The sequence below is a fragment of the Bremerella sp. TYQ1 genome, assembly GCF_020150455.1.
Taxonomy (GTDB): Bacteria; Planctomycetota; Planctomycetia; order Pirellulales; family Pirellulaceae; genus Bremerella; species Bremerella volcania_A.
The window spans coordinates 1,234,733-1,254,583 of sequence record NZ_CP083740.1 but is presented as its reverse complement, the minus strand read 5'-3'; the positions used below and the strand labels follow the sequence as shown (position 1 = coordinate 1,254,583).

General features: G+C 56.2%; 15 protein-coding genes. 8 read left to right on the top strand and 7 right to left on the bottom strand.

The genetic code is table 11. The features are described 5' to 3' along the window. Window positions 1-281: 281 nt before the first annotated feature. Window positions 282-3,167: an FAD-binding and (Fe-S)-binding domain-containing protein gene (locus LA756_RS04540; RefSeq protein WP_224438687.1), complete on the bottom strand. Its 2,886-nt coding sequence runs from the start codon at window positions 3,165-3,167 to the stop codon at window positions 282-284. Window positions 3,168-3,513: 346 nt separating this feature from the next. Between LA756_RS04540 and LA756_RS04535 the strand changes: the two genes are divergently transcribed. Genes LA756_RS04535 through LA756_RS04515 form a run of 5 tightly spaced genes read left to right on the top strand, consistent with a single transcriptional unit; the run spans window position 3,514 to window position 7,342 of the window. Then, window positions 3,514-4,986: a nicotinate phosphoribosyltransferase gene (locus tag LA756_RS04535; protein WP_224438686.1), complete on the top strand. Its 1,473-nt coding sequence runs from the start codon at window positions 3,514-3,516 to the stop codon at window positions 4,984-4,986. 13 nt (window positions 4,987-4,999) lie between these two features. After that, entirely contained in the window at window positions 5,000-5,698 is a 699-nt protein-coding gene (locus LA756_RS04530) for an NUDIX domain-containing protein (RefSeq protein ID WP_224438685.1), read from the top strand. Window positions 5,699-5,707: 9 nt separating this feature from the next. Next, entirely contained in the window at window positions 5,708-6,304 is a 597-nt protein-coding gene (gene pncA, locus LA756_RS04525; RefSeq protein ID WP_224438684.1) for a bifunctional nicotinamidase/pyrazinamidase, read from the top strand. Window positions 6,305-6,317: 13 nt separating this feature from the next. Next, window positions 6,318-6,785 (top strand): NADAR family protein, encoded by a 468-nt coding sequence (locus tag LA756_RS04520; RefSeq protein ID WP_224438683.1) that lies wholly within the window; start codon window positions 6,318-6,320, stop codon window positions 6,783-6,785. Further along, window positions 6,782-7,342 (top strand): RNA 2'-phosphotransferase, encoded by a 561-nt coding sequence (locus tag LA756_RS04515; protein WP_224438682.1) that lies wholly within the window; start codon window positions 6,782-6,784, stop codon window positions 7,340-7,342. The genes LA756_RS04520 and LA756_RS04515 overlap by 4 nt, the downstream gene beginning before the upstream one ends. Here the strand turns inward: LA756_RS04515 and LA756_RS04510 are convergent. After that, window positions 7,339-8,559, bottom strand: coding sequence for a pyridoxal phosphate-dependent aminotransferase (locus LA756_RS04510; protein WP_224438681.1), 1,221 nt, complete (start codon window positions 8,557-8,559; stop codon window positions 7,339-7,341). The two genes, LA756_RS04515 and LA756_RS04510, sit on opposite strands and share 4 nt — an antisense overlap. Before the next feature lie 280 nt (window positions 8,560-8,839). On the opposite strand from LA756_RS04510, the gene LA756_RS04505 reads away from it, so the two are divergent. Both LA756_RS04505 and LA756_RS04500 read left to right on the top strand, forming a co-directional pair. Then, the gene (locus tag LA756_RS04505) at window positions 8,840-9,784 is read left to right on the top strand and encodes a hypothetical protein (RefSeq protein ID WP_224438680.1); all 945 of its coding nucleotides are present in this window, start codon (window positions 8,840-8,842) and stop codon (window positions 9,782-9,784) included. Window positions 9,785-9,925: 141 nt separating this feature from the next. After that, entirely contained in the window at window positions 9,926-11,338 is a 1,413-nt protein-coding gene (locus LA756_RS04500) for an amidase (protein WP_224438679.1), read from the top strand. A 133-nt stretch (window positions 11,339-11,471) separates the two neighbouring features. On the opposite strand, the gene astB is transcribed toward LA756_RS04500, so the two are convergent. Genes astB through LA756_RS04475 form a run of 5 tightly spaced genes read right to left on the bottom strand, consistent with a single transcriptional unit; the run spans window position 11,472 to window position 17,952 of the window. Next, window positions 11,472-12,776, bottom strand: a complete 1,305-nt coding sequence (astB, locus tag LA756_RS04495) for an N-succinylarginine dihydrolase (RefSeq protein ID WP_224438678.1) — start codon at window positions 12,774-12,776, stop codon at window positions 11,472-11,474. Continuing rightward, window positions 12,776-14,203 carry a succinylglutamate-semialdehyde dehydrogenase gene (locus LA756_RS04490; protein WP_224438677.1) on the bottom strand — a complete coding sequence of 476 codons (1,428 nt, stop codon included), beginning with the start codon at window positions 14,201-14,203 and terminating at the stop codon, window positions 12,776-12,778. Before LA756_RS04490 ends, astB begins: the two co-directional genes overlap by 1 nt. Before the next feature lie 22 nt (window positions 14,204-14,225). Next, window positions 14,226-15,251 (bottom strand): arginine N-succinyltransferase, encoded by a 1,026-nt coding sequence (locus LA756_RS04485; protein WP_224438676.1) that lies wholly within the window; start codon window positions 15,249-15,251, stop codon window positions 14,226-14,228. A 28-nt stretch (window positions 15,252-15,279) separates the two neighbouring features. After that, window positions 15,280-16,677 carry an aminotransferase class III-fold pyridoxal phosphate-dependent enzyme gene (locus LA756_RS04480; protein ID WP_224438675.1) on the bottom strand — a complete coding sequence of 466 codons (1,398 nt, stop codon included), beginning with the start codon at window positions 16,675-16,677 and terminating at the stop codon, window positions 15,280-15,282. Window positions 16,678-16,731: 54 nt separating this feature from the next. Continuing rightward, window positions 16,732-17,952 (bottom strand): hydrolase, encoded by a 1,221-nt coding sequence (locus LA756_RS04475; RefSeq protein WP_224438674.1) that lies wholly within the window; start codon window positions 17,950-17,952, stop codon window positions 16,732-16,734. Window positions 17,953-18,084: 132 nt separating this feature from the next. Between LA756_RS04475 and LA756_RS04470 the strand changes: the two genes are divergently transcribed. Further along, the gene (locus tag LA756_RS04470) at window positions 18,085-19,728 is read left to right on the top strand and encodes a Glu/Leu/Phe/Val dehydrogenase dimerization domain-containing protein (protein WP_224438673.1); all 1,644 of its coding nucleotides are present in this window, start codon (window positions 18,085-18,087) and stop codon (window positions 19,726-19,728) included. The last annotated feature ends 123 nt before the right edge of the window (window positions 19,729-19,851 follow it).

Sequence of the window (19,851 nt, the reverse complement as noted above, 5' to 3'; positions counted from 1 at the left end):
AGAGATTTGAGACCCCTTGCGGCGAAGGAGCCTGCGGAATGATATTCAGTCGGAGGGGCAGTTCATGAGGGGACGGTACCTGCAAGAGTTACCGGTGGTGCGATAATTCTAGGCAAACCCACATGCGATGCAATAGTTTGCGGATTGCCATCGGAAACGGCGTTATAGGATCAACTCAAGCAGATGGCCCGCGATATCGATAGGGCACGGGCGTCGATTGCAACAAAATAGAAAACGGCGTGACACAAAATAAGAATAGAATCTTCAGAAATTGAGCCTGTTTACGCGCGATTTTCTACTTCTTTCCGAACCGATTGCCACAAAATCTCGGCTGGATGGAGTGCTTTGCGAGCCGTTCCATCATGGATTTGATGCCGACAAGACGTCCCTGGCGCGGCGATCAAAACCTCGTCCGGCAAATCCCTCACACGTGGGAAAAGGATCAATTCGCCAATTTTCATCGAGACGTCGTAATGTTCGGTTTCGTAGCCAAACGATCCAGCCATTCCGCAGCAGCCGCTCGGGATCGTTTTAACGGTGTAGTTGGCCGGTAAGCCGAGCGCCGCGATGCTGGCCGATTGCCCAGCGAGTGCTTTCTGGAAGCAATGCCCGTGCAGATAAACGGTCTTCGCTTCGTCGGTGAACGTATCGCTGCGAACGCGTCCTGCTTGCTTCTCTTCGACAAGGAACTCTTCCAGCATCAAGCAGCGGGAAGCGATCTCGTGCGCGACCGGCCGAAGCGATCGATCGGCAAGTTCCAACGTTTCATCGCGGAACGTTAATATCGTCGACGGTTCGACTCCAACCATTCGGATGCCATCGCGCATGGCATCTTTCAGCACGCGAAGGTTGGCATCGATCCGCGTTTTCGCTTCTCGCAACAGTCCCTTGGAAAGCCACGTTCGGCCACTCTCTTCGAGCTGGGGAAGCGTCACCTCGTAGCCGAGTTGCTCGAGGAGTTGAATTGCCGCGATGCCGATGTGGGGATCGTGGAAATTGGTGAACTCGTCGTTGAAGAACAACACGCGTCCGACACTACCGGCATTGGGGTGCGGTTTGTGTTTGGCATGCCATGCGGCGAGCGTTTGCTTGGGAAGCAGCGGAATGGTTCGCTCCGGATGAAATCCGGTCAGGCGGTTCATCACTTTGCGAATGGCCGGGGTACCGAAGAGAAAGTTCCAGAGCCACGGCAACTTGGCCGCCAGCTTTTGTTTACTTACAAAGTCTGCAATCAGCTTCGCATGGCGCGGGACGCCATGGGCATCGTAGTAATGCTGCTGCGACTCCGCTTTCAGTTTTGCCATATCGACGGTTGAAGGACATTCCTTCTTGCAGCCTTTGCAGGAAAGACAAAGATCCATCACCTCGTAAAGGTCTTCGCTAATAAACGGATTCGCCTCGTCCGACTCGGTGATGACCTGCCGCAGCGTGTTCGCGCGTGCCCGCGTGGTGTGCTTTTCGTTGCGCGTTGCCATGTAGCTGGGGCACATCGTTCCGCCGGCTAAGTGGGTCTTGCGGCAGTCGCCGGAACCGTTGCACATCTCGGCGGCGCCCAAGATGCCGAAGTTGGAAGAGAAGTCAAACAGCGTCTCTGGTTGGCGTGGCTTTTGCCCCGGAGTGTACCGCAGCGAACTGTTCATCGGCGGAGTGTCGACGATTTTGTTCGGGTTGAAGATCCCTTTCGGGTCCCATGCTTTCTTGACGCGGCAAACAAGCTCGTAGTTCTTTTCGCCGATCATTTGCCGGAGAAATTCACCTCGTAAACGACCATCACCATGTTCGCCGCTGAGAGATCCTCGATACTCTTTCACTAAGTCGGCGATGGTTTGGGCCACATCACGAAACTGCTGGTTTCCTTCCGGCGTCTTCATATTGATCACCGGACGCAGGTGAATCTCGCCGCTCCCGGCATGGGCATAATGCACGCACTCGAGGCCGAACCGTTCCTTCAGGCGACGATTGAACTCAGCGATATACTCTGGCAAGTCATCGACATCGACGCACGTGTCTTCCACCACGGGGGCCGGTTTGGCGTCGCCTGGCATGTTGCCGAGCAGTCCCAGGCCAGCTTTGCGAAGATCCCAGATTCGTTCGGTATCTTCACCAAACAAGACAGGATACGCATAGCCAAGTCCTTCCGCTTGCATCTCAGCCGTTATCTGATCGCAGACTGCTTGGACCTCTTGCTCGGTCTCGCCGCGAATGTCCACAACGATGATCGCGCCGGGCTTTCCTTGCACGAAGAAACGATTGGCGCGGTGCTCGATACTTCGCTCGGTGCATTCCAGAATGAAATGGTCGATCAGTTCACAGGCATAGCAGTCGTGTTGCACGGCAATTTGTGTAGCGCGAAGCGATGCGTCAACCGTTTTGAAGTGGGCACATAGTAGCCCGCTGACTGGAGGCGGAAGTGGCAGACAGTTCAGCTTAATCTTCGTGGCAAAGAAGAGCGTTCCTTCGCTTCCGGCGACCAGCTTACAGAAGTTAAACTTCTTTTCGCTGCCACCCCCGAAGACCTCGGCGTCCATTAACAGATCGATCGCGTAGCCGGTGTTGCGGCGCGGAATGGAAGACTTAGGGAATTCGCGTTCGATCTCGGCGCGGTTGTCCGCATCGGAAAGCATCTCGCGGATCTGACGGTAGATGGCAGTCTCGAGCGTGTCGGGACCGTCGCACTTTGCAGCGAACTGCTCGGCCGTCAGTTCACCGAATGTCACTTCGGAGCCATCGGCCAGGAAGCCTTCGATCTCCAGCAGGTGTTCCCGGGTACTGCCATACTTGATCGAGTTGGAGCCGCACGAGTTGTTCCCCACCATGCCGCCGATCATCGCTCGGTTTTGCGTGGAGGTTTCCGGACCGAACAGCATCCCGTGCGGTTTGACGGCCAAGTTCAATTCGTTGCGGATCACGCCCGGCTCGACCCAAACGGTGCGCTGCTCGGCATCGATCTCTAATATCTGCGTGAAGTGCCGCGACACATCGACGACAATCCCGCTACCAACCACTTGCCCAGCCAGGGATGTTCCGGCCGTGCGAGGAATGAGGCCGACTTCGTGCTCGTTGGCGAACAGGATCAGCTGCCGGATGTCTTCTTTCGTTTCCGGAATTGCGACCGCAAGCGGCATTTGCTGATAGGCGGACGCATCGGTCGCATAGAGTCGCCGCATGAGCGACCCCGTATGAAGCTCGCCGCGCAGCTTACCGCGTAAAGCTTCCAAGGCAGACGTCATTTCAGAAGAAGGGGCGGGCGAAGCTGTTGCGGAGTGCATAGGGATGTCAATTCAGCCGTGGGAGGAGGGACCAACTTGCGTCGATATTCCATCATAAGGAACGTTCGCTGAATTCCCATCGGGGATACGGCTTCTCTAGCGAAATGATGCCGCGTGAAATTTTCCTGTCCCCACCGATCGCCATTGCTCACAATAAACGGCCGTCGAAAGGCACCAGTTGGTGGGGATTCGTGTTGACAATTTATGGATAGTGTATAAACTACACTAAGAAAGCGAGGCTAAAATGCTCAGTAAGCTTTATCGGCCCCCGTTGGCCCTGTTAACCGATCTTTATCAGCTGACCATGGCGTATGGCTATTGGAAGCTGGGACGTGCCGACCAGCACGCGGTGTTTCATCTCTTCTTCCGCAAGCCTCCCTTTGGTGGTGGCTATGCCATTGCCGCGGGGCTGGAGCAAGCGGTGGAATACCTCGAGTCGTTCCGTTTCGATTCGTCCGATGCGGAGTATCTCGCCGAGTTGACCGGCAACGATGATCAACCGCTGTTCGAGCCTGACTTTCTCGACGCGTTAACGTCGCTCAAGCTGACCGTCGATGTCGACGCGATGCCGGAAGGAACCGTGGCGTTTGGTCAAGAGCCTATGCTTCGTGTGCGAGGGCCGATCATGCAGTGCCAGCTGCTGGAAACGCCGCTGTTGAACATGATCAACTTTCAGACGTTGATTGCTACGAAAGCATCGCGAATCCGCGCGGCGGCGGGGAACGATCCGGTCTTAGAGTTCGGTTTGCGTCGGGCTCAAGGAATCGACGGGGCGATCTCGGCAAGTCGCGCCGCCTACATCGGCGGCGCGTCGGCTACCTCGAACGTTCTCGCGGGCAAACTGTATGGCATTCCGGTCAAAGGAACCCACGCCCACAGCTGGGTCATGTCGTTCGATACGGAAATGGAAGCGTTTGAAAAATACGCGGAGGTGATGCCGAACAACTGTGTCTTCCTGGCCGACACCTACGATACCCTCGACGGGGTGCGGCAAGCGTGCGAAGTCGGCAAGAGGCTCCGGCAGCGAGGACACGAGATGGTTGGCATCCGGCTCGACTCAGGCGACCTGGCTTACCTTAGCATCGAGGCGCGAAAGATCCTGGACGAAGCAGGTTTTCCGCAGGCCACCATCGTGGCGTCGAACGACTTGAACGAGAACATTATGGAAAGCCTTAAAAACCAAGGGGCTCAAATCGCCGTGTGGGGTGTCGGTACGAAACTGGCCACCGCCTACGATCAGCCAGCACTCGGAGGCGTTTATAAACTAGCCGCCATGCAGCGACCCGACGGAACATGGGAGCCCAAGGTCAAGCTTTCGGAGCAAGCGATCAAAACGTCGATACCCGGCATGCTGCAAGTGCGTCGTTATCGCACCGAGCGAGGCATGATCGGCGACATGGTGTTCGACGAAAACCGTGGCGTCGATCCGCGGGCGGTGATTGTTGACTCGAAAGATACGACCCGGCGAAAGCGTTTGGCCCACGAAGCGGACGCCGTCGATCTGTTGCAACCGATTCTTCGTGAGGGGAAACGAACCGCGGAAAAGGAATCGCTCGAAACGATTCGTGAGCGAGCACTGCTTCAGATCGCCGAAGTCCACCCGACGATTCGCCGATTTATGAACCCGCACGAATACCCCGTCGGGCTCGATATTGGTCTGCACGAACTGCGTGACCAGATGATTCACGAAATGCGAGGGTCGCAGTTGACCGACTGAGGTAAGGAACCTGATGACCAGCAAGAAGTTTCAGTACGAATACCCGCGAGCCGCGTTGACGGTCGATATCGTTGTCTTCGCTTTGGACGAAGAAGACTTGATGGTGATGCTGATCGAGCGAGACTTGAAACCATTTCAAGGGCAATGGGCGCTGCCTGGCGGTTTTGTGCATGTCGACGAAACGTTAGAGAAAGCAGCACGCCGCGAGCTCGAGGAAGAGACTGGTCTGAAAGACATCTTCCTCGAGCAGCTGTATACGTTCGGCCAGGTCGATCGCGATCCGCGCGAGCGTGTGGTGACGGTCGCCTATTATGCACTGGTAAACCTCGCCGGACATGATGTCCAGGCAAGTACCGATGCGCGGAACGCGGCGTGGTTTTCAATGAATGACCTACCAGAACTGGCCTTCGATCACGCCCAGATTCTGGAAACTGCCCAGCAGCGGCTGCGTGGTAAAGTCCGTTATCAACCGATCGGATTCGAACTGTTGCCAGAGAAGTTTACGCTTCGCCAGCTGCAACATTTGTACGAAGTGATCCTCGACCGCGAACTCGACAAACGAAACTTCCGCAAGAAGGTGCTCAGCATGCAGATCGTGCAAGAGACCAACGAAATCGAAAAAGACGTCGCCCACCGCGCGGCCAAGCTATATCGCTTCGATCAAAAGAACTACGACCGCCTGATGCGACAGGGATTCCACTTCGAGATTTGAGAGAGCGTCATGAAAGCCCTTTTGTTGATTGATATTCAGAACGACTTTTTGCCGGGGGGCGCGTTGGCGGTTGCTGAGGGAGATATTGTCGTTCCGGTGGCGAATTCGTTGATGGAGCAATTTCCGTTGGTGGTTGCCACGCAGGATTGGCATCCAGGCGATCATCGTTCGTTTGCCAGTCAGCACAAGGGACATGGCGTGGGAGAAATGATCGAGCTGAACGGGATTCCCCAGGTACTTTGGCCGGATCATTGCGTTCAAGGAAGTCTGGGGGCCGAATTCGCCGCGGAGCTGAACCAACATGGCATCGATCATGTTGTACCAAAAGGGACCGATCGTGAGATCGATAGCTACAGCGGGTTCTTCGATAACGACCATCGCACCGCGACTGGACTGGAACAATACCTCAAGGAAAAGGGTGTCGACGAAGTCCACTTGGTCGGCCTGGCGACAGACTACTGTGTGAAGTTCACCGCTCTCGATGCCGTTTCGCTTGGTTTCAAAACGATCGTCCATCGAGAAGGCATTCGCGGTGTCGAGCTTTCGCCGGGCGATTGCGACAAGGCGATCGAAGCGATGCAGGCCGCAGGCATTAACGTGATTTAGAAAGGAGCTAACGATGGCGATTGAATTTTATTCGACCAAAGCGAAGTATGGTGAGTTCTCGAACTTTGCCGCTTTCGGTTTTCACGTGGACGGGCAGTTTTATCGAACCAGCGAGCATTACTTCCAAGTCATGAAGTTCGAGGATGAAGCGTATCGGGAAAAGATTCGCGAGACGAAAAGTCCGATGATCGCTGCTCGTCTTGGCCGGAGCCGCAAAGTGAAGATTCGCGAAGACTGGGAAGAAGTGAAAGTCGACGTGATGCGCGAAGCGCTTCAAGCAAAGTTCGCCGAGCATGCCGAACTGCGAGAGTTACTTTTGAGCACCGGCGACGAACCGCTCGTCGAGGCAGCCGCTCGCGATTACTTTTGGGGCGTTGGAAAAGATGGTACCGGGCAAAACTGGCTTGGCAAGCTGCTCATGGAGCTACGCGAACAATTACAAAACGAAAAGAAACGACAAACACAAGGAATGCAACAATGAACCTAAGTGCTGACAAACGGAAATCGGTCAGCAAGCGGCTGAGCTATGTCTTACGGCATCGGCCAGACTCGATCGGAATTTCACTAAGCCCTGGCGGCTGGGTGACTGTCGAAGAACTATTAGCCGCTCTCTCGCAGCATGGCAAAACGGTATCACGAGACCTGCTGGACGAAGTCGTGCGTACCAACGACAAGCAGCGATTCGAGTTCTCGGAAGATGGCTCGCAGATTCGAGCGCGACAAGGGCATTCGGCCAAAGTTGACTTGCAGTACGAAGTGGCGACGCCGCCGGAGCTTTTGTTTCATGGCACCGCGACACGCTTTCTCGAATCGATCTTCGAGCAAGGACTCATCAAAGGGCGACGGCATCACGTTCATCTTTCGACCAATCGCGAAACGATGATTGCTGTGGGACAACGCCATGGGAAACCGGTTGTCTTGGCTGTCGACGCCCAAAGGATGCATGCGGCAGGGCACGAGTTCTTCGTGACCGAAAACGATGTTTGGCTTACCGATCACGTTCCGCCGGAGTATCTCCGTCCGCTCGACGACGCTTAAAGCTCTTGCTTGGCCAGCCACGGAATCATCCGTTGGAACGCCTCTTCGATTTTCTCCATCGACGTCGAATAACTGATTCGCAACGAATTGTTACAGCTCTCGCCGAAGGCTTCGCCTGGTACGACACAGACGCCGATATCTTCCAGCATTCGCAGCGCCACGTTACTCGCATTGGTGTGCGGCGGCAGCGAAGGGAAAATGAAGAAACCCCCTTGCGGCCAATAACCAGTCAGGTGAGGTGATTCGCTCACTAGCTGCACGATGCGGTCGCGCCTGCGGCGATACTCTTTGACCATGTCGGCGATGCACTCTTCGCCACCCCGCAGCGCGGCAACGCCTGCCCACTGCGACGGCGTGTTGGCTACCGTGGTGGTAAACATGTGGTAACGCCGTAGCATCTTGATCGTTCCCTGACTGGAAATAACCCAGCCGATTCGCAGGCCTGCCATCGAGTACGACTTCGAGAAACTACTGGCGATCATCACGTGGTCTAAGTCCGACGCATGTCCCAGCACGCTGGCGTAGTCTAAGTCGTCCAGCAACAAGTGATCGTACACTTCGTCGCTGATCACTTTGATACCCTGGTAGGCTGCTTCCTGCACGATCGCCTCGATCGTCTCTTGCGGGTAAACCGCTCCGGTCGGATTGTTGGGCGAATTTAAGATAATCGCGAACGTCCGTGGCCCGATTGCGTTGATGACGTCTTGCGGATCGAGTTGATGCCCATGCTCGGCTCGCGTTGGGATCGGTTTGACTTCGCCCCCATGCATGCGAACAAGCGGAGCATACAGCGGGAAGCAAGGGTCGGGAATCAGAAACTGCCGACCGGGCGCGGACGTGACGCTAATGGCCAGGTACATCGCTTCCGTTGCCCCGGTCGTGACAAGGATGTTGTCTTCGGTGATCTCTCGTCCGGTTCGTTTGCAGTAATAACTGGAAAGCTCTTTCAGCAGTTCCGGCAAACCGGCATCCATGGTGTAGCCGGTTTCTCCTTCCTGCAGCGCATGAATGTATGCGTCGACGATATGCTTGGGACAAGGGAAGTCTGGCTGTCCGATCGAAAGATGAATGACATCCTTCATCGAAGCGGCAAGGTTCACCATCCGGCGAATCCCAGGAACCGGCAAAGCCCTCAGCGGCGGGCTCCATTCAAAAGCATCTTCGGCCGTAGGAATCTTGAGACCAGAAATCAGCTTCTCAGACATTTCGCTCGACATAGGTTCCAATTCCTCTTCGTTGGACAACGCGGTCTGGCTTCACTCGGAGTGGTTGGGGTGCGACAAAAGCATCTTGCCCGAAATTAAGTTTTCATTTCAAGAACAATCAGGTAGTTCCAAAGAAAAAGTTATTCGCGGTTGGACTCTTGCGACAGAATCGATACGATGCGTTACACACTTTTATTCCATGTAGGAACGGTCGTAGCGAGACTTGCCCAGTCGCCGATGCTTAGCAAACGGCGGACAACTTCATTCTTTCGTCAGCCAAGGGAGCATTCAATTGACTGGAATCGACAACGAGAAACTGGAAGCTGCCCTCGTCGAACAAGGACTGACCACAAGAGACAACTATTCGCTCCCCACTTCCGCACACTCTTTTCCAGATGGCGGACACTTTCGAATTGAAATCGCCGGGGTCGAACGTCTTTCGGCCCTCGAAACGATGCTCGCTGAAGCGGAAAAGCTGAACGTTCCTGTTCACCGCATCATTGCCACCGTCGGTGGGGCGACATTCCTTACGCAAAGCGAACTGAACGAATTCGCCGCACTTTGCAAATACAAAAAGATTGAAGTCATCATGACCCTCGGCCCGCGTCGCGGGTGGGATACCGGGCGGCAGATCTCGACCAGCGAAGGGATTGTCTCAGGCATGCGGCTTCGTGGTGTCGATAGTATCCGCCACTGGCTGAAAGATTGCGATCGCTGTCTGGAAGCAGGTTTTCGCGGGTTTCTTGTCCCGGATGAAGGTTTGTTGTCGCTCGTCAGTGGACTACGCGATAAGAACGTGATTCCTAGCGAAACGATCTTCAAACTGTCGGTCTTTGCCGGGCACGCCAATCCGGCGGGGGCCCAATTGGCTGAAAAGCTGGGGGCCAACAGTTTCAATCCGCTGGCCGACCTGACGTTACCGATGCTTTCAAGCATCCGCAGCGCGATCAGCATTCCGATGGACATTTACCTCTGCCTGGTCAACGCCATGGGAGGCTTCGTTCGTTTCTATGAGGCAGCTGAAATCGCGCGGCTGTGTGCTCCTTGCTACTTCAAGATCGAGCCTGGCCCGTCGGAAGAAGAGATTTACGCCCCTTGGAACACGCCCGAATACCACGACGCCCAAATCCGCGAACGCGTTCGCAACGCGGCGGTCGTTATGGAATTGATCGAGCGAGAAGGTGCCCCTGTCAAAGCGTCGCCCACCGGCGCGGACGATCTCGTCATCCCCCGCTAAGCGTTCCGCTCGTTCTTCTTGAATGACGCTTGGCAAACGCAAGGTGGCTATGGGCGGCTTCGTCAGATAGCCATCGATGAATTTACCGACAGTTACGACCGGACATAATACGCTGATGAGCATTTAAAAAAGGAACGGAGCATGTCTCACGAGTCGACTCAAGTGGCCGATATGACCGCAGGCGAAATGACGACGTTTTTCGCCACCGGCGAGCTTACCCCCACCGAAGCGGCCGAGGCATGCCTCGCGCGGATTCATCAGCACAACGAAAAAGTCAACGCCTACAACATTCTTAACGAAGAAATCACCATGGAGGCGGCCCAACGTTCGACCGAGCGTTGGCGACTCGGCACGCCGCTTGGTCCGATCGATGGCGTCCCTGTCGCCGTCAAAGATATCTTCATGACCAAAGGGTGGCCGAACCGGAAAGGTTCGACACTGACTTCCCCTGAACCGGTTTCGGTGGATGCTCCTGCGATTGCGGCACTTCGCCGTAACGGATTTGTTCCGCTCGGCCGAACCACCACGCCAGAGTTTGGCTGGAAAGGAGTGACCGATAACCCGCTCGATGGCGTCACGTCGAACCCTTGGGATCCGAGCAAAGTTTCCGGAGGGTCCAGCGGCGGCAGTGGTGCAGCAGTTCCCCTTGGCATGGGCCCCTTGGCACTTGGGACCGACGCTGGTGGGTCGATTCGAATCCCGGCAGGCTTCTGCGGAATCGTTGGACATAAGCCTACCCACGGCGTTTGCCCCATGTGGCCTCCCAGTGCGTTTTATCCACTGGCCCACGTGGGACCGATGACGTGGACCGTCGCCGACACCGCTTTGCTGATGGACGTTTTGGCCGAGCCTGATCCGCGCGACATGACGCTGCCCAACTGTTCCGTTTCCTTCCGCGATGTCTTGGAGCATGTCGACTTAAGCGGATTGCGAATCGCGTTGAGCCCCACGCTTGGCTACGTGAAGAACGATCCCGACGTGCATGCCGCAGTGGTCGCGACTGGGGCCGCATTCGAGGAAGCAGGCGGGATCGTGGAAGAGTGCGATCCTGGCTTCTCCGATCCGCTCGAATCGTTCAACCGATTATTCTACGGCGGCGCAGCCAACGCCCTGCGAGATATCGGCCCCGAAGACCGCGCGAAGATGGATCCGAATTTAATCCATGTTGCCGAGTGGGCCAGCAAGTTGTCGATGCTCGAATTTTTAGAAGCGTCGAACGAACGCGCGGCACTGACCGAAACGATGAGTCTTTTCCATCAGAAGTACGACTTGCTGCTGACGCCGACATTGCCGATTCCGGCCTTCGATGCCGGGCTGGAAGTGCCTGCCGGATGGGAACAAGATCGTTGGCCGACATGGACCCCGTATACCTATCCGTTCAACATGACCGGGCAACCTGCCGTTTCGGTACCATGCGGATTCACCTCGCAAGGATTACCAATCGGGCTTCAAATCGTCGGCCCCCGCCACGCCGATGCCCTGGTCCTGCAAGCGGCACACTTCTATCAACAAGCCCGGCCACTAACATCGATCCGCCCCAAGATGTTGGATTAAAACCAATTGAACGAGGAGCCCTCGCAACGTCTGGGCTTACGATGTCTGCATAGCCTAAACTCGGGTAGCCCACGGTTGCTTGCAACCTGGGGAGCGCAGCGAATAGAGGTCAATGCAAACGCGTGGCGTTCTGTTAAAACCCCAACATCGCATGCAACTCTTCCAGCGCAATAGCCACTTCCTCCACCAACCGCGGGTCGGCCAGATCAGCCACAGTCAACTGATCACGGTAATGGCGATTCACCCAAGCAGAAAGCTCTTCGTACCGTGCTTCGGTTAGAAACACCGTTGGATGAACGGCGGCGAGTTCCTTTTCAGTCAGCACGACCCGTAACCGTAAACAGGCCGGGCCGCCGCCGTTGTGCATGCTTTCGCGAAGGTTGATGAACTGGCAATCCGCAATCGGGTTATCCCCGGCCACCAACTGTTCCGTCAGCCGGAGTGCGTTCGGCGACTCGGCACATTCAATCGGGCAAAGCAAGACCATGCTTCCATCGGGCCGCGTTAGTAACTGACTGTTGAAGAAGTAAGTCGACACCGCTTCTTCAAGCGATAACGCTTCTTTCGAGATGACTACCTGCTGCAATCCTTCGCCAAACTTGTCAGCCAGTTCCGCTAAAATCGCCGCTTGATTGGCGAACGCCATTTCGTGCACTAAGTGCAGTGACTGATTGCCTACTGCGATGACATCGTTATGAAACACGCCTGCGGCAATTGCACCGGGGTGCTGTCGGGCGAAGACACATCGATCCGGGCTCAATTGATGCTGCTTAGCAATCGCTTCGCAGGCAGCCAACGTTTGCCGTGCAGGAAACTGATTGTCCGAAACGGCGTTCTGTTGGTCGCGACCGTAAACAAACAGTTCCACACCGGGCTCGTCACCGTTGCGGCAAAACCGCGTATGATTGGCTGCTCCTTCGTCGCTGAATTCCGACGTGGCTGGCAGCGGGTCATGAACTTCGAAGTGGCTTGTGTCGTGAAAGATCGCCCTAAGTGTGGCCGCGGTCTGCTTCGCTTCAATCCTTCGATGCGGCATCGTCTGCAAGTTGGCAGGCGTGAAGTGAACACGACCATCTTCGCAGTCATAGCCAGGAGAAACGGTCGCCGCATTGGCGGTCCACATCGCCGAAGCGCTGTACGCAATACTTAAAAGCTCTGACCGATCCTGACTCGCTTGGGTGAGGATCTCTGCAGGCGAACCGGTGAAACCTGCTTCCTGCAAAGTGGGCCAATGGGGACGCGTTTGCGGTGGCAAAAACGCCTGGCGAACGCCCATGTCGGCGACCTTTTTCATCTTCGAGAGACCCTGCAGGGCGGCCCTTTTCGGGGAAGAAGCCGCATGCCGATGCGCCAGCGAAGCTCGGTTCCCCAGCGACAGTCCACCATAGTGATGCGTCGGCCCAATCAGCCCGTCGAAGTTAACTTCCACGGCCGACATTACGCGTTCCCTTCCGCTGGTACCGCTTCCACTTCCGCAACGGGGACGTGGCAAAAGTTGATCGCGTGATAACCGGCGGGGCGATAATTGCCACTCTGTCCGACACCGCCGAAAGGAAGCTGTCCGCTCGCACCAGTTGTTGGCAAATTCCAGTTCAGCAGCCCCGCGCGGACTTCATTGCGGAAGCGATCGAAGTCGACACGATCGTCACACAAGATGCCTGCGACAAGACCATACTGCGTGTTGTTGGCTTCGTGGATTGCCGCGGATAGATCATCGACACGAATGACTTGAAGCAGTGGGCCAAACGTTTCTTCATCGGTACGTCCGCTGCTATTGGTCACGTCGATAATGCCGGGACTGACAAACGCATTGCCCAGCGGCTGACGCTTTGCTTCGACGAGAGAAACGCCCCCATCGGCGAGCATACGCTGCTGAACGTTCAGCACTTTGTCAACCGCGGCGGCATGAATGAGCGGCCCCATGAACGGATTGGAAGGATCACGCGGCAGGCCAATCGTGACGGCTTCGGTTTGTTCGATCAGCTTATCCAGAAGGGGCTGCGAATCGCCGGTAACGATCAGCCTTCGCGTGCAGGTGCATCGTTGCCCCGAGGTCATGAACGCCGACTTGATGATCGTATCGACCGCTTGGTCAAGATCGGACACTTGGTGAGCGATCAGCGGATTGTTGCCACCCAGTTCGAGGGCCAACAACACTTCCAGTCGCTGGGCGAGAGCTTCGCGAATCTTCCCTCCCGTGATGCGGCTGCCGGTGAAGAACAGTCCGCGAAGCTGCGGCTGCCGTAGAATGGCCTGGCTGGTGGGAACGGCTCCCTGGACAAGATTCAACACGCCTGGCGGCAAGCCCGCTTCGTGCCATAGCTTGACGGTTTCTTCAGCGACGAGGGGGCTTAGTTCGCTCGGTTTGAAGACGACCGTGTTGCCCGCCAACAGCGACGGCATGATCTGTCCGTTGGCGACGTGGGCCGGAAAGTTAAATGGCCCGATCACCGCGGTCACGCCCAGCGGTCGATATCCGACTCGACCAGACATTTTCGCATTGGTGAACTGCGTGGTGTCGCGCAGGTTTTGGTAGGCATCGATCGTAACGTCACATTTCGCCGCGACTGCTTTCGCTTCGGTTGTGGCGTCCCATAGGGCTTTGCCAACTTCGTCGGCGATTGTGTTCGCGAGAAAGTCGCTCTTCGCCGCGGCAAGTTCGGCGAAACGTTTCAGGTACCCTGCCCTTTTCTCCCAGCCGAGGGCGTCCCAGTCCGCCTGAGCAGTCGCGGCAGAGACAAACGCTGCGGCGACATCGTCATCCGACGCGGCGTTGGCTTGCCACAAGTCTTCTTCGGTGGCGGGATTGGTGCTGGTGAATCGCGCTCCGGTTCCGGCGATCCATTGGCCGTCGATACAATGCATGAGGAGGCTCCTTCGCGAAGGGTTATCCTTGAGGTTTAAGCGGGGCGAAGCGGACTGACTGTCCTGGCTTCGCGGCGAGGTCAGCGGCCAGTGCGGCTTCGATCACCAGGCCGTCAGGCGTAGCTCGCACTCTTCCACCGCTGGCTCGAAAGGAGGGCTCGCGCGTTGAGACAATCGCGACGATGCTGTCTTCGTCCAGGGTTTCTTCAATGCGGGCAATCGGGACGACTTCGCTTTGTTTGGCGGCGCGGATTTCGGTTCGCTGACAATGCAGCACCGGACCAGCCTCGAAGATGTCGACCAGGTTGTCGTACTGAAAGCCTTCGCTTTCCAGCAACCGCCGAGCTGGCACAGTGTTAGGGTGGACGTTGGCCACCGAGTCCTGGGCATCTTGCGAAAGCAGATCGAGGTAAACCGGATGCCGCGGGATCAGCTCTTCGATGAAGTCCTTGTTGATCAGGCTTAGCATGTCGGCGTTGGGGAAGTCGATGCCGAAGAAATGAACCCCTAACGCTGCCCAAAAAGGGCTGTGCCCTTGCTCGTCGACAACGCCCCGCATTTCGGCGATCACTTCTTCCTCGAACAGTTTCGGGTACTCGGCAAGAAACAAAAACCTAGACAACGACAGCACGCGTCCATTGCCTCCGCCGCGAAAGTCGGGGTGTAGAAACAAGCTGCCGATCTCGGTCGGGCCGTCGTGGTTCTTCATCAAGTGCAGCACGCGATGCGTATGTTCGCTGCCGAGAATCTTCGACTGCTGCACTTCGGTTTCGAGTCGGAACGCATAGAACGGTTTGAACCCGCCCACTTTGGAAACGATCCCGCACGTACCGACCACTTTGCTCAGCGATGTATCTTCCATCACGAACAAGTACAGCTGTCCCTGCGGATCGGCATCGTTTAAGTCTTCAAAAGCCCGCAAGCTTTGGCGGACCCGTTTCTCGAATACGGCTCGATCTTTCGGCAACGTCGTCAGGCCATACTGCGTGAGCTGGGCCAGGTCGTGCAGTTGATCGAGGTCGCGTTCTTCCACCGGTCGAATCAGCATAACGACTCCTTCGCTATTTCCAGGGTTGTCAGTCGTCGAGCGTTACAGCAAGCATTACCGATTCCAAGATGTCGCACGCCGCGTCGATCTCTTCGTTGGTTAACGAAAGAAACGGCGGCAGGAAACGTATCCGCGCGGGGCCAGCTCCCGCGACGAACGCCATCACTCCGGCATCGTACAGCGCGTGTAGCACTTTCTTCGCGGCGGCCGCCGAACCATCCAGCGGCGTGAAGGCGATCATGGCTCCCGTTCCCCAAGGGCCGGAAAGTTTGTCGGGGGCCTGTTTGTGGATCGCCTCGAAGCGAGCCACGAAGCGGCGATGGATCTCGGCGATCCGACCCTCGGGCCCGTAGAAGTTACCTTCGGTGAGTTGCTGCAAAATCCACCGCGCCGCAACGATGGCGGTTGTCGACGACGTAAACGTTTGACTCAACAAGCCAGGCTGCGGATTTAGCTCTCGCCGAAATAGTGTCGCGCAGATCTGCGTCATCTTGCCGATGCTGACAATGTCGGCGTACTTGTCCAGATTCAGCATTTGAAACGCAAACGGAGCGTCGGTTCGCCCGAACGTTTGAATCTCGTCAAAGAAGATTGGAACATGATGCTCTCGCAGCAAGTCACACAGCGCGACAAAGTATTCTTCCGGCGCGGTGTAGTAACCCCCTTCCCCTTGGACCAATTCCATGATGAATCCGCAGTGGGCGTCGGGATAGCGCTGCAAATAACGTTCAACCGTTTCCAGCGAACGGGCGGTGCTCTCCTCCGGCTGCTTCGCATCGAAGAACGGAATGTAATCGACAGGGACCGTCAACGGTTGACCGACACGGTTCTTCGGGCGGTCGGTTACCTGAGCCGTTAAGTGCGTGCGTCCTGCGAACGCATTTTCAAACGCCAGAATGCGGCTGGAGCCTGGGCGATATTGAAACAAAATCTTCAGCGCGTTTTCATTCGCCATCGCACCACTGCTGGAAAGAAAGCAGTGGTCCAGCTCGGCCCCGTTCCGATTGGCAAGCGAAACCAAATCGCGACTCAGCTCCAGCGATTCGGTGTTCTGCTGCAAGTTTCCCTGCATCACGGTGTCGGCCAATGCGGCCGGAATCAACTCGCCGATCATTTCCGTATTGGCATGCCCCATCGCATGCACGCCGATCCCGGTGATCAAGTCGTACTTGACGCTGCCGTCGGCCAGTTCGACCAACGCACTTTGGCCTGCACCACTTCCCAGGTAAGGAAAGAAGAGCGAGTTACCGCGCAAATCGGCGAATTCGTCAAGCGATGCCTGAAACGACTCTGCTAATTCAGCAATGGGACCGCGCGGTTGGATGTTCTGGCGATGTTCGGCGAGCGCGGCTTTAAGAAGTTTCGTCGCCTCCGCGACACGAGGATCGGCTAATAGCTGCTTTGCCACAAGTGAGTTGGAATCCACAGGTGCCTCCTTCGCTGATGGTGGTGTCATTCCATTCTACCATGCCGGGGAAATTCAGGCTTGGCGAAATCTTTCGGCCTGACTTACTAGAGTGAGAAACGTCAGTTTGGTTCGTTCGACCAAACTGTCGACGTGCATGTACTCTTGCGGCGAATGAATGTTCCCGCCGCGGACCCCCATGGTGTCGACATTCGGTACGCCGAGCGCCGCCAAACGGTTGCCATCACAAACGCCTCCGGTCGATTGCCAGGCCAAGTCGAGCCCAAGTGTCCTGCCATTTTGCTGTATCGTTTCCAGCAACTGCTGGTAGGCTTCGGTCATTGGTTTCGGCGGAGCGAAAAAGCCGCCGTGGCGAATCAGCGTAATCCCTTCCTGGTGCTCCTCCACAATCCGATCGAGCGCCGCTTGAAAGGGAGCTTCAATATCTTGGGAAGGGTATCGAATATTCATCCGCACGACCGCCGTATCGGGGACCACATTCGTTGGTCCGCCGCCGTCGATCTTGGCCACGTTGATGGTGGTCTCGGGCCAGCGATGGTTCAACGCATGAAGCTTCTGCGCGACATGGGCCGCGGCAACAATGGCGTTGCGACCCTTCTCGAATTCACGACCGGCGTGGGCCGCTTGTCCCCGGACAACCACCTCGAAATTGCCAGACCCCTTCCTCTGGCCAATCAAGTTGCCATCCGGCAGGCAAGGCTCGAACAACAATCCGAAGTCGACTCCTTCGCTGTGCTGACTGAAAATGTCCTTCGAGCCGGGCGAGCCGATCTCTTCGTCGCAGTTCAAAATCACCTTCCAACCTAGCAGCGAATTTCCACTTTCTTGGACGTACGCTTCGAATGCTTTCAACGCCCCCAACAGAACCAGCAAACCTCCTTTGGCATCGGCAACGCCAGGGCCGCGAAGGATGTCGCCGTCGTGTTTGACCTTCTGAAATGGTGAGTCGGCTGGATAAACGGTGTCCATGTGAATGGACAGAATGGCCTGATGCGGGGCGTCGGTGCGACAAGTGGCGACAAGCACATCGCCGAGAATTCGCTCCTTAATGTCGCCGTGAGCATCGACAACGGTTTGCGGATCGACGGAAACCGCTTCCGCGTGATCGGCGATCGATTCCAATTCGCTCAAAACCAGGTCACTCAGGTGCCGCAAACCTTCCAAGTTGGAAGTGCCAGTGTTGATAGCAGACCATAGGACTAGTTGGTACAGCATCGCGTCTTGCTGCGACTCGATACCGGCCAAGATCGTTTGAACATCGGATTCCAGTGCCATGCCCATCCTGCCGAAAAGAGTTTCATAGAGATTTTATGCGCCCCAACGTATTGTACGGCATAGAATGCTTGCGGACGTGATCCGAATTTCGTCCACCGCACCCGTTTGTCATGCTCTCGACAGGAACCAGCCATGTCGGAAATTCGCGTCCTCGTGGTCGAGGATAACCCGCTTCAGGCAAAACTGATTGAAGACCTGCTTGCCGAAGTTCGCGATACGCGGTTTACCATTACCGTGGTCGATAATTTGGAATCAGGCCTGAACTATGTGCGGCAGAATCGTCCGAGCGTCGTGCTGTTGGACTTGACGCTTCCTGATAGCGAAGGACTAGAGACGTTCCAGCGGATGCATTCCGCCGCCGGAATGATTCCGATTGTCGTGCTGACCGGCAACGACGACATGACGCTGGCCCCCAAAGCGGTCGAAGCAGGTGCCCAGGACTATTTGCTGAAAGGGAAGATCGACGGCTATCGCTTGGCCCGGTCGCTTCGCTTGGCAGTCAAACGCTCGCATGCCGAGCAGCAGGAATTCAATTCGCCCATGCTGCACCTGGCTCAGCAGCAGTTCTTAAAAGCGGCTCAAATTATGAGCCTTGACGAGAACCTCCGCGAGCGGCTCCTCTTCCCGCAACGAACGCTGGTGGTGACGTTGCCGTTTCGGAAAGACTCGTACAAGCATGTCGAAACCGTGTTTGGTTATCGCGTACAGCATCTCTTGACGATGGGGCCGACCAAGGGTGGGATTCGCTATCACGAAGATGTCGGTCTCGGCGAAGTGTCTGCGCTGGCGATGTGGATGAGCTGGAAATGTGCTTTGATGCGTTTACCGTTTGGTGGAGCCAAAGGGGGCGTTCGCATCGACCCGACCGACTTGACGCCGCATGAATTGCAGCGACTGACGCGCCGGTACACGATGGAAGTGATCGAAATGATCGGTCCTGACAAGGACATTCCGGCTCCGGACATGGGAACCAACGAGCAAGTCATGGCCTGGCTGATGGACACTTACAGCCAGCAGATGGGCTACTCGGTACCAACGATCGTGACCGGCAAACCAGTCGCCCTTGGTGGCTCGCTGGGTCGCCGTGAAGCGACCGGACGCGGACTGGTTTACGTGATTGAAGAGGCTGCCAAAGTGATGGGACTCTCCATGAACGGAGCCACGGCCGTCGTGCAAGGTTTCGGTAACGTTGGTAGCAATACGGCTCGGCTACTGGAAGAGCTCGGCACGAAAGTGATCGGTGTGAGCGATGTCTCGACAGGGCTTTATAACCCCAAGGGACTTTCGGTAACCGACTTGCTGCAGTACGTCGAAGACAACCGCGTACTGAAGGGGTATCCACACGCTGAAGAAGTGAGCAATCAGGAGCTGTTGGAACTGAAGTGCGATATCTTGGCCCCCTGTGCCCTGCAGAATCAGATTACCGAAGAGAACGTTGAAAAGCTGCAGTGCAAGATGGTTGCCGAAGGAGCCAACGGTCCAACCACCCTGGAAGCGGACGAGGTGCTCAAGGAACGTGGTATTTTCGTGGTACCAGATGTTCTAGGAAATGCAGGCGGTGTGACAGTTTCCTACTTCGAATGGGTCCAGGGAACACAGAACTATATGTGGACGCTGGACGAGATCAATTCGCGCTTGAAGAAGATTTTGGTCGACGCGTTCCAGAGAACCCTGGGCCGAAGCGAGAAACAAAATCTCGACTTCCGAACTGCGGCACTGATTGAAGGAATCGAACGCGTTGCCGAAGCGAAACTGAAGCGAGGACTGTTTCCTTAAGGGCGATCCGTATGTCGTTAATGATCGGCGCCGCCTTGGCTGCGCCGCAATAGCGCCATTGTAACGAAGTATTGTCCAAGTGTACAACAAATATTGGGCAAGTCTTTGTAAGTATTCGCCAAG

Excerpts from the sequence above, each read along its gene's own strand:
- LA756_RS04475 (WP_224438674.1), bottom strand. The coding sequence starts at position 17,952 with ATGGCACTGGAATCCGATGTTCAAACGATCTTGGCCGGTATCGAGTCG.
- LA756_RS04510 (WP_224438681.1), bottom strand. The coding sequence starts at position 8,559 with ATGTCGAGCGAAATGTCTGAGAAGCTGATTTCTGGTCTCAAGATTCCT.
- LA756_RS04515 (WP_224438682.1), top strand. The coding sequence starts at position 6,782 with ATGAACCTAAGTGCTGACAAACGGAAATCGGTCAGCAAGCGGCTGAGC.
- LA756_RS04535 (WP_224438686.1), top strand. The coding sequence starts at position 3,514 with ATGCTCAGTAAGCTTTATCGGCCCCCGTTGGCCCTGTTAACCGATCTT.
- LA756_RS04485 (WP_224438676.1), bottom strand. The coding sequence starts at position 15,251 with ATGCTGATTCGACCGGTGGAAGAACGCGACCTCGATCAACTGCACGAC.
- astB (WP_224438678.1), bottom strand. The coding sequence starts at position 12,776 with ATGTCGGCCGTGGAAGTTAACTTCGACGGGCTGATTGGGCCGACGCAT.
- LA756_RS04500 (WP_224438679.1), top strand. The coding sequence starts at position 9,926 with ATGTCTCACGAGTCGACTCAAGTGGCCGATATGACCGCAGGCGAAATG.
- LA756_RS04530 (WP_224438685.1), top strand. The coding sequence starts at position 5,000 with ATGACCAGCAAGAAGTTTCAGTACGAATACCCGCGAGCCGCGTTGACG.
- LA756_RS04490 (WP_224438677.1), bottom strand. The coding sequence starts at position 14,203 with ATGCATTGTATCGACGGCCAATGGATCGCCGGAACCGGAGCGCGATTC.
- pncA (WP_224438684.1), top strand. The coding sequence starts at position 5,708 with ATGAAAGCCCTTTTGTTGATTGATATTCAGAACGACTTTTTGCCGGGG.
- LA756_RS04470 (WP_224438673.1), top strand. The coding sequence starts at position 18,085 with ATGTCGGAAATTCGCGTCCTCGTGGTCGAGGATAACCCGCTTCAGGCA.
- LA756_RS04520 (WP_224438683.1), top strand. The coding sequence starts at position 6,318 with ATGGCGATTGAATTTTATTCGACCAAAGCGAAGTATGGTGAGTTCTCG.
- LA756_RS04540 (WP_224438687.1), bottom strand. The coding sequence starts at position 3,167 with ATGCGGCGACTCTATGCGACCGATGCGTCCGCCTATCAGCAAATGCCG.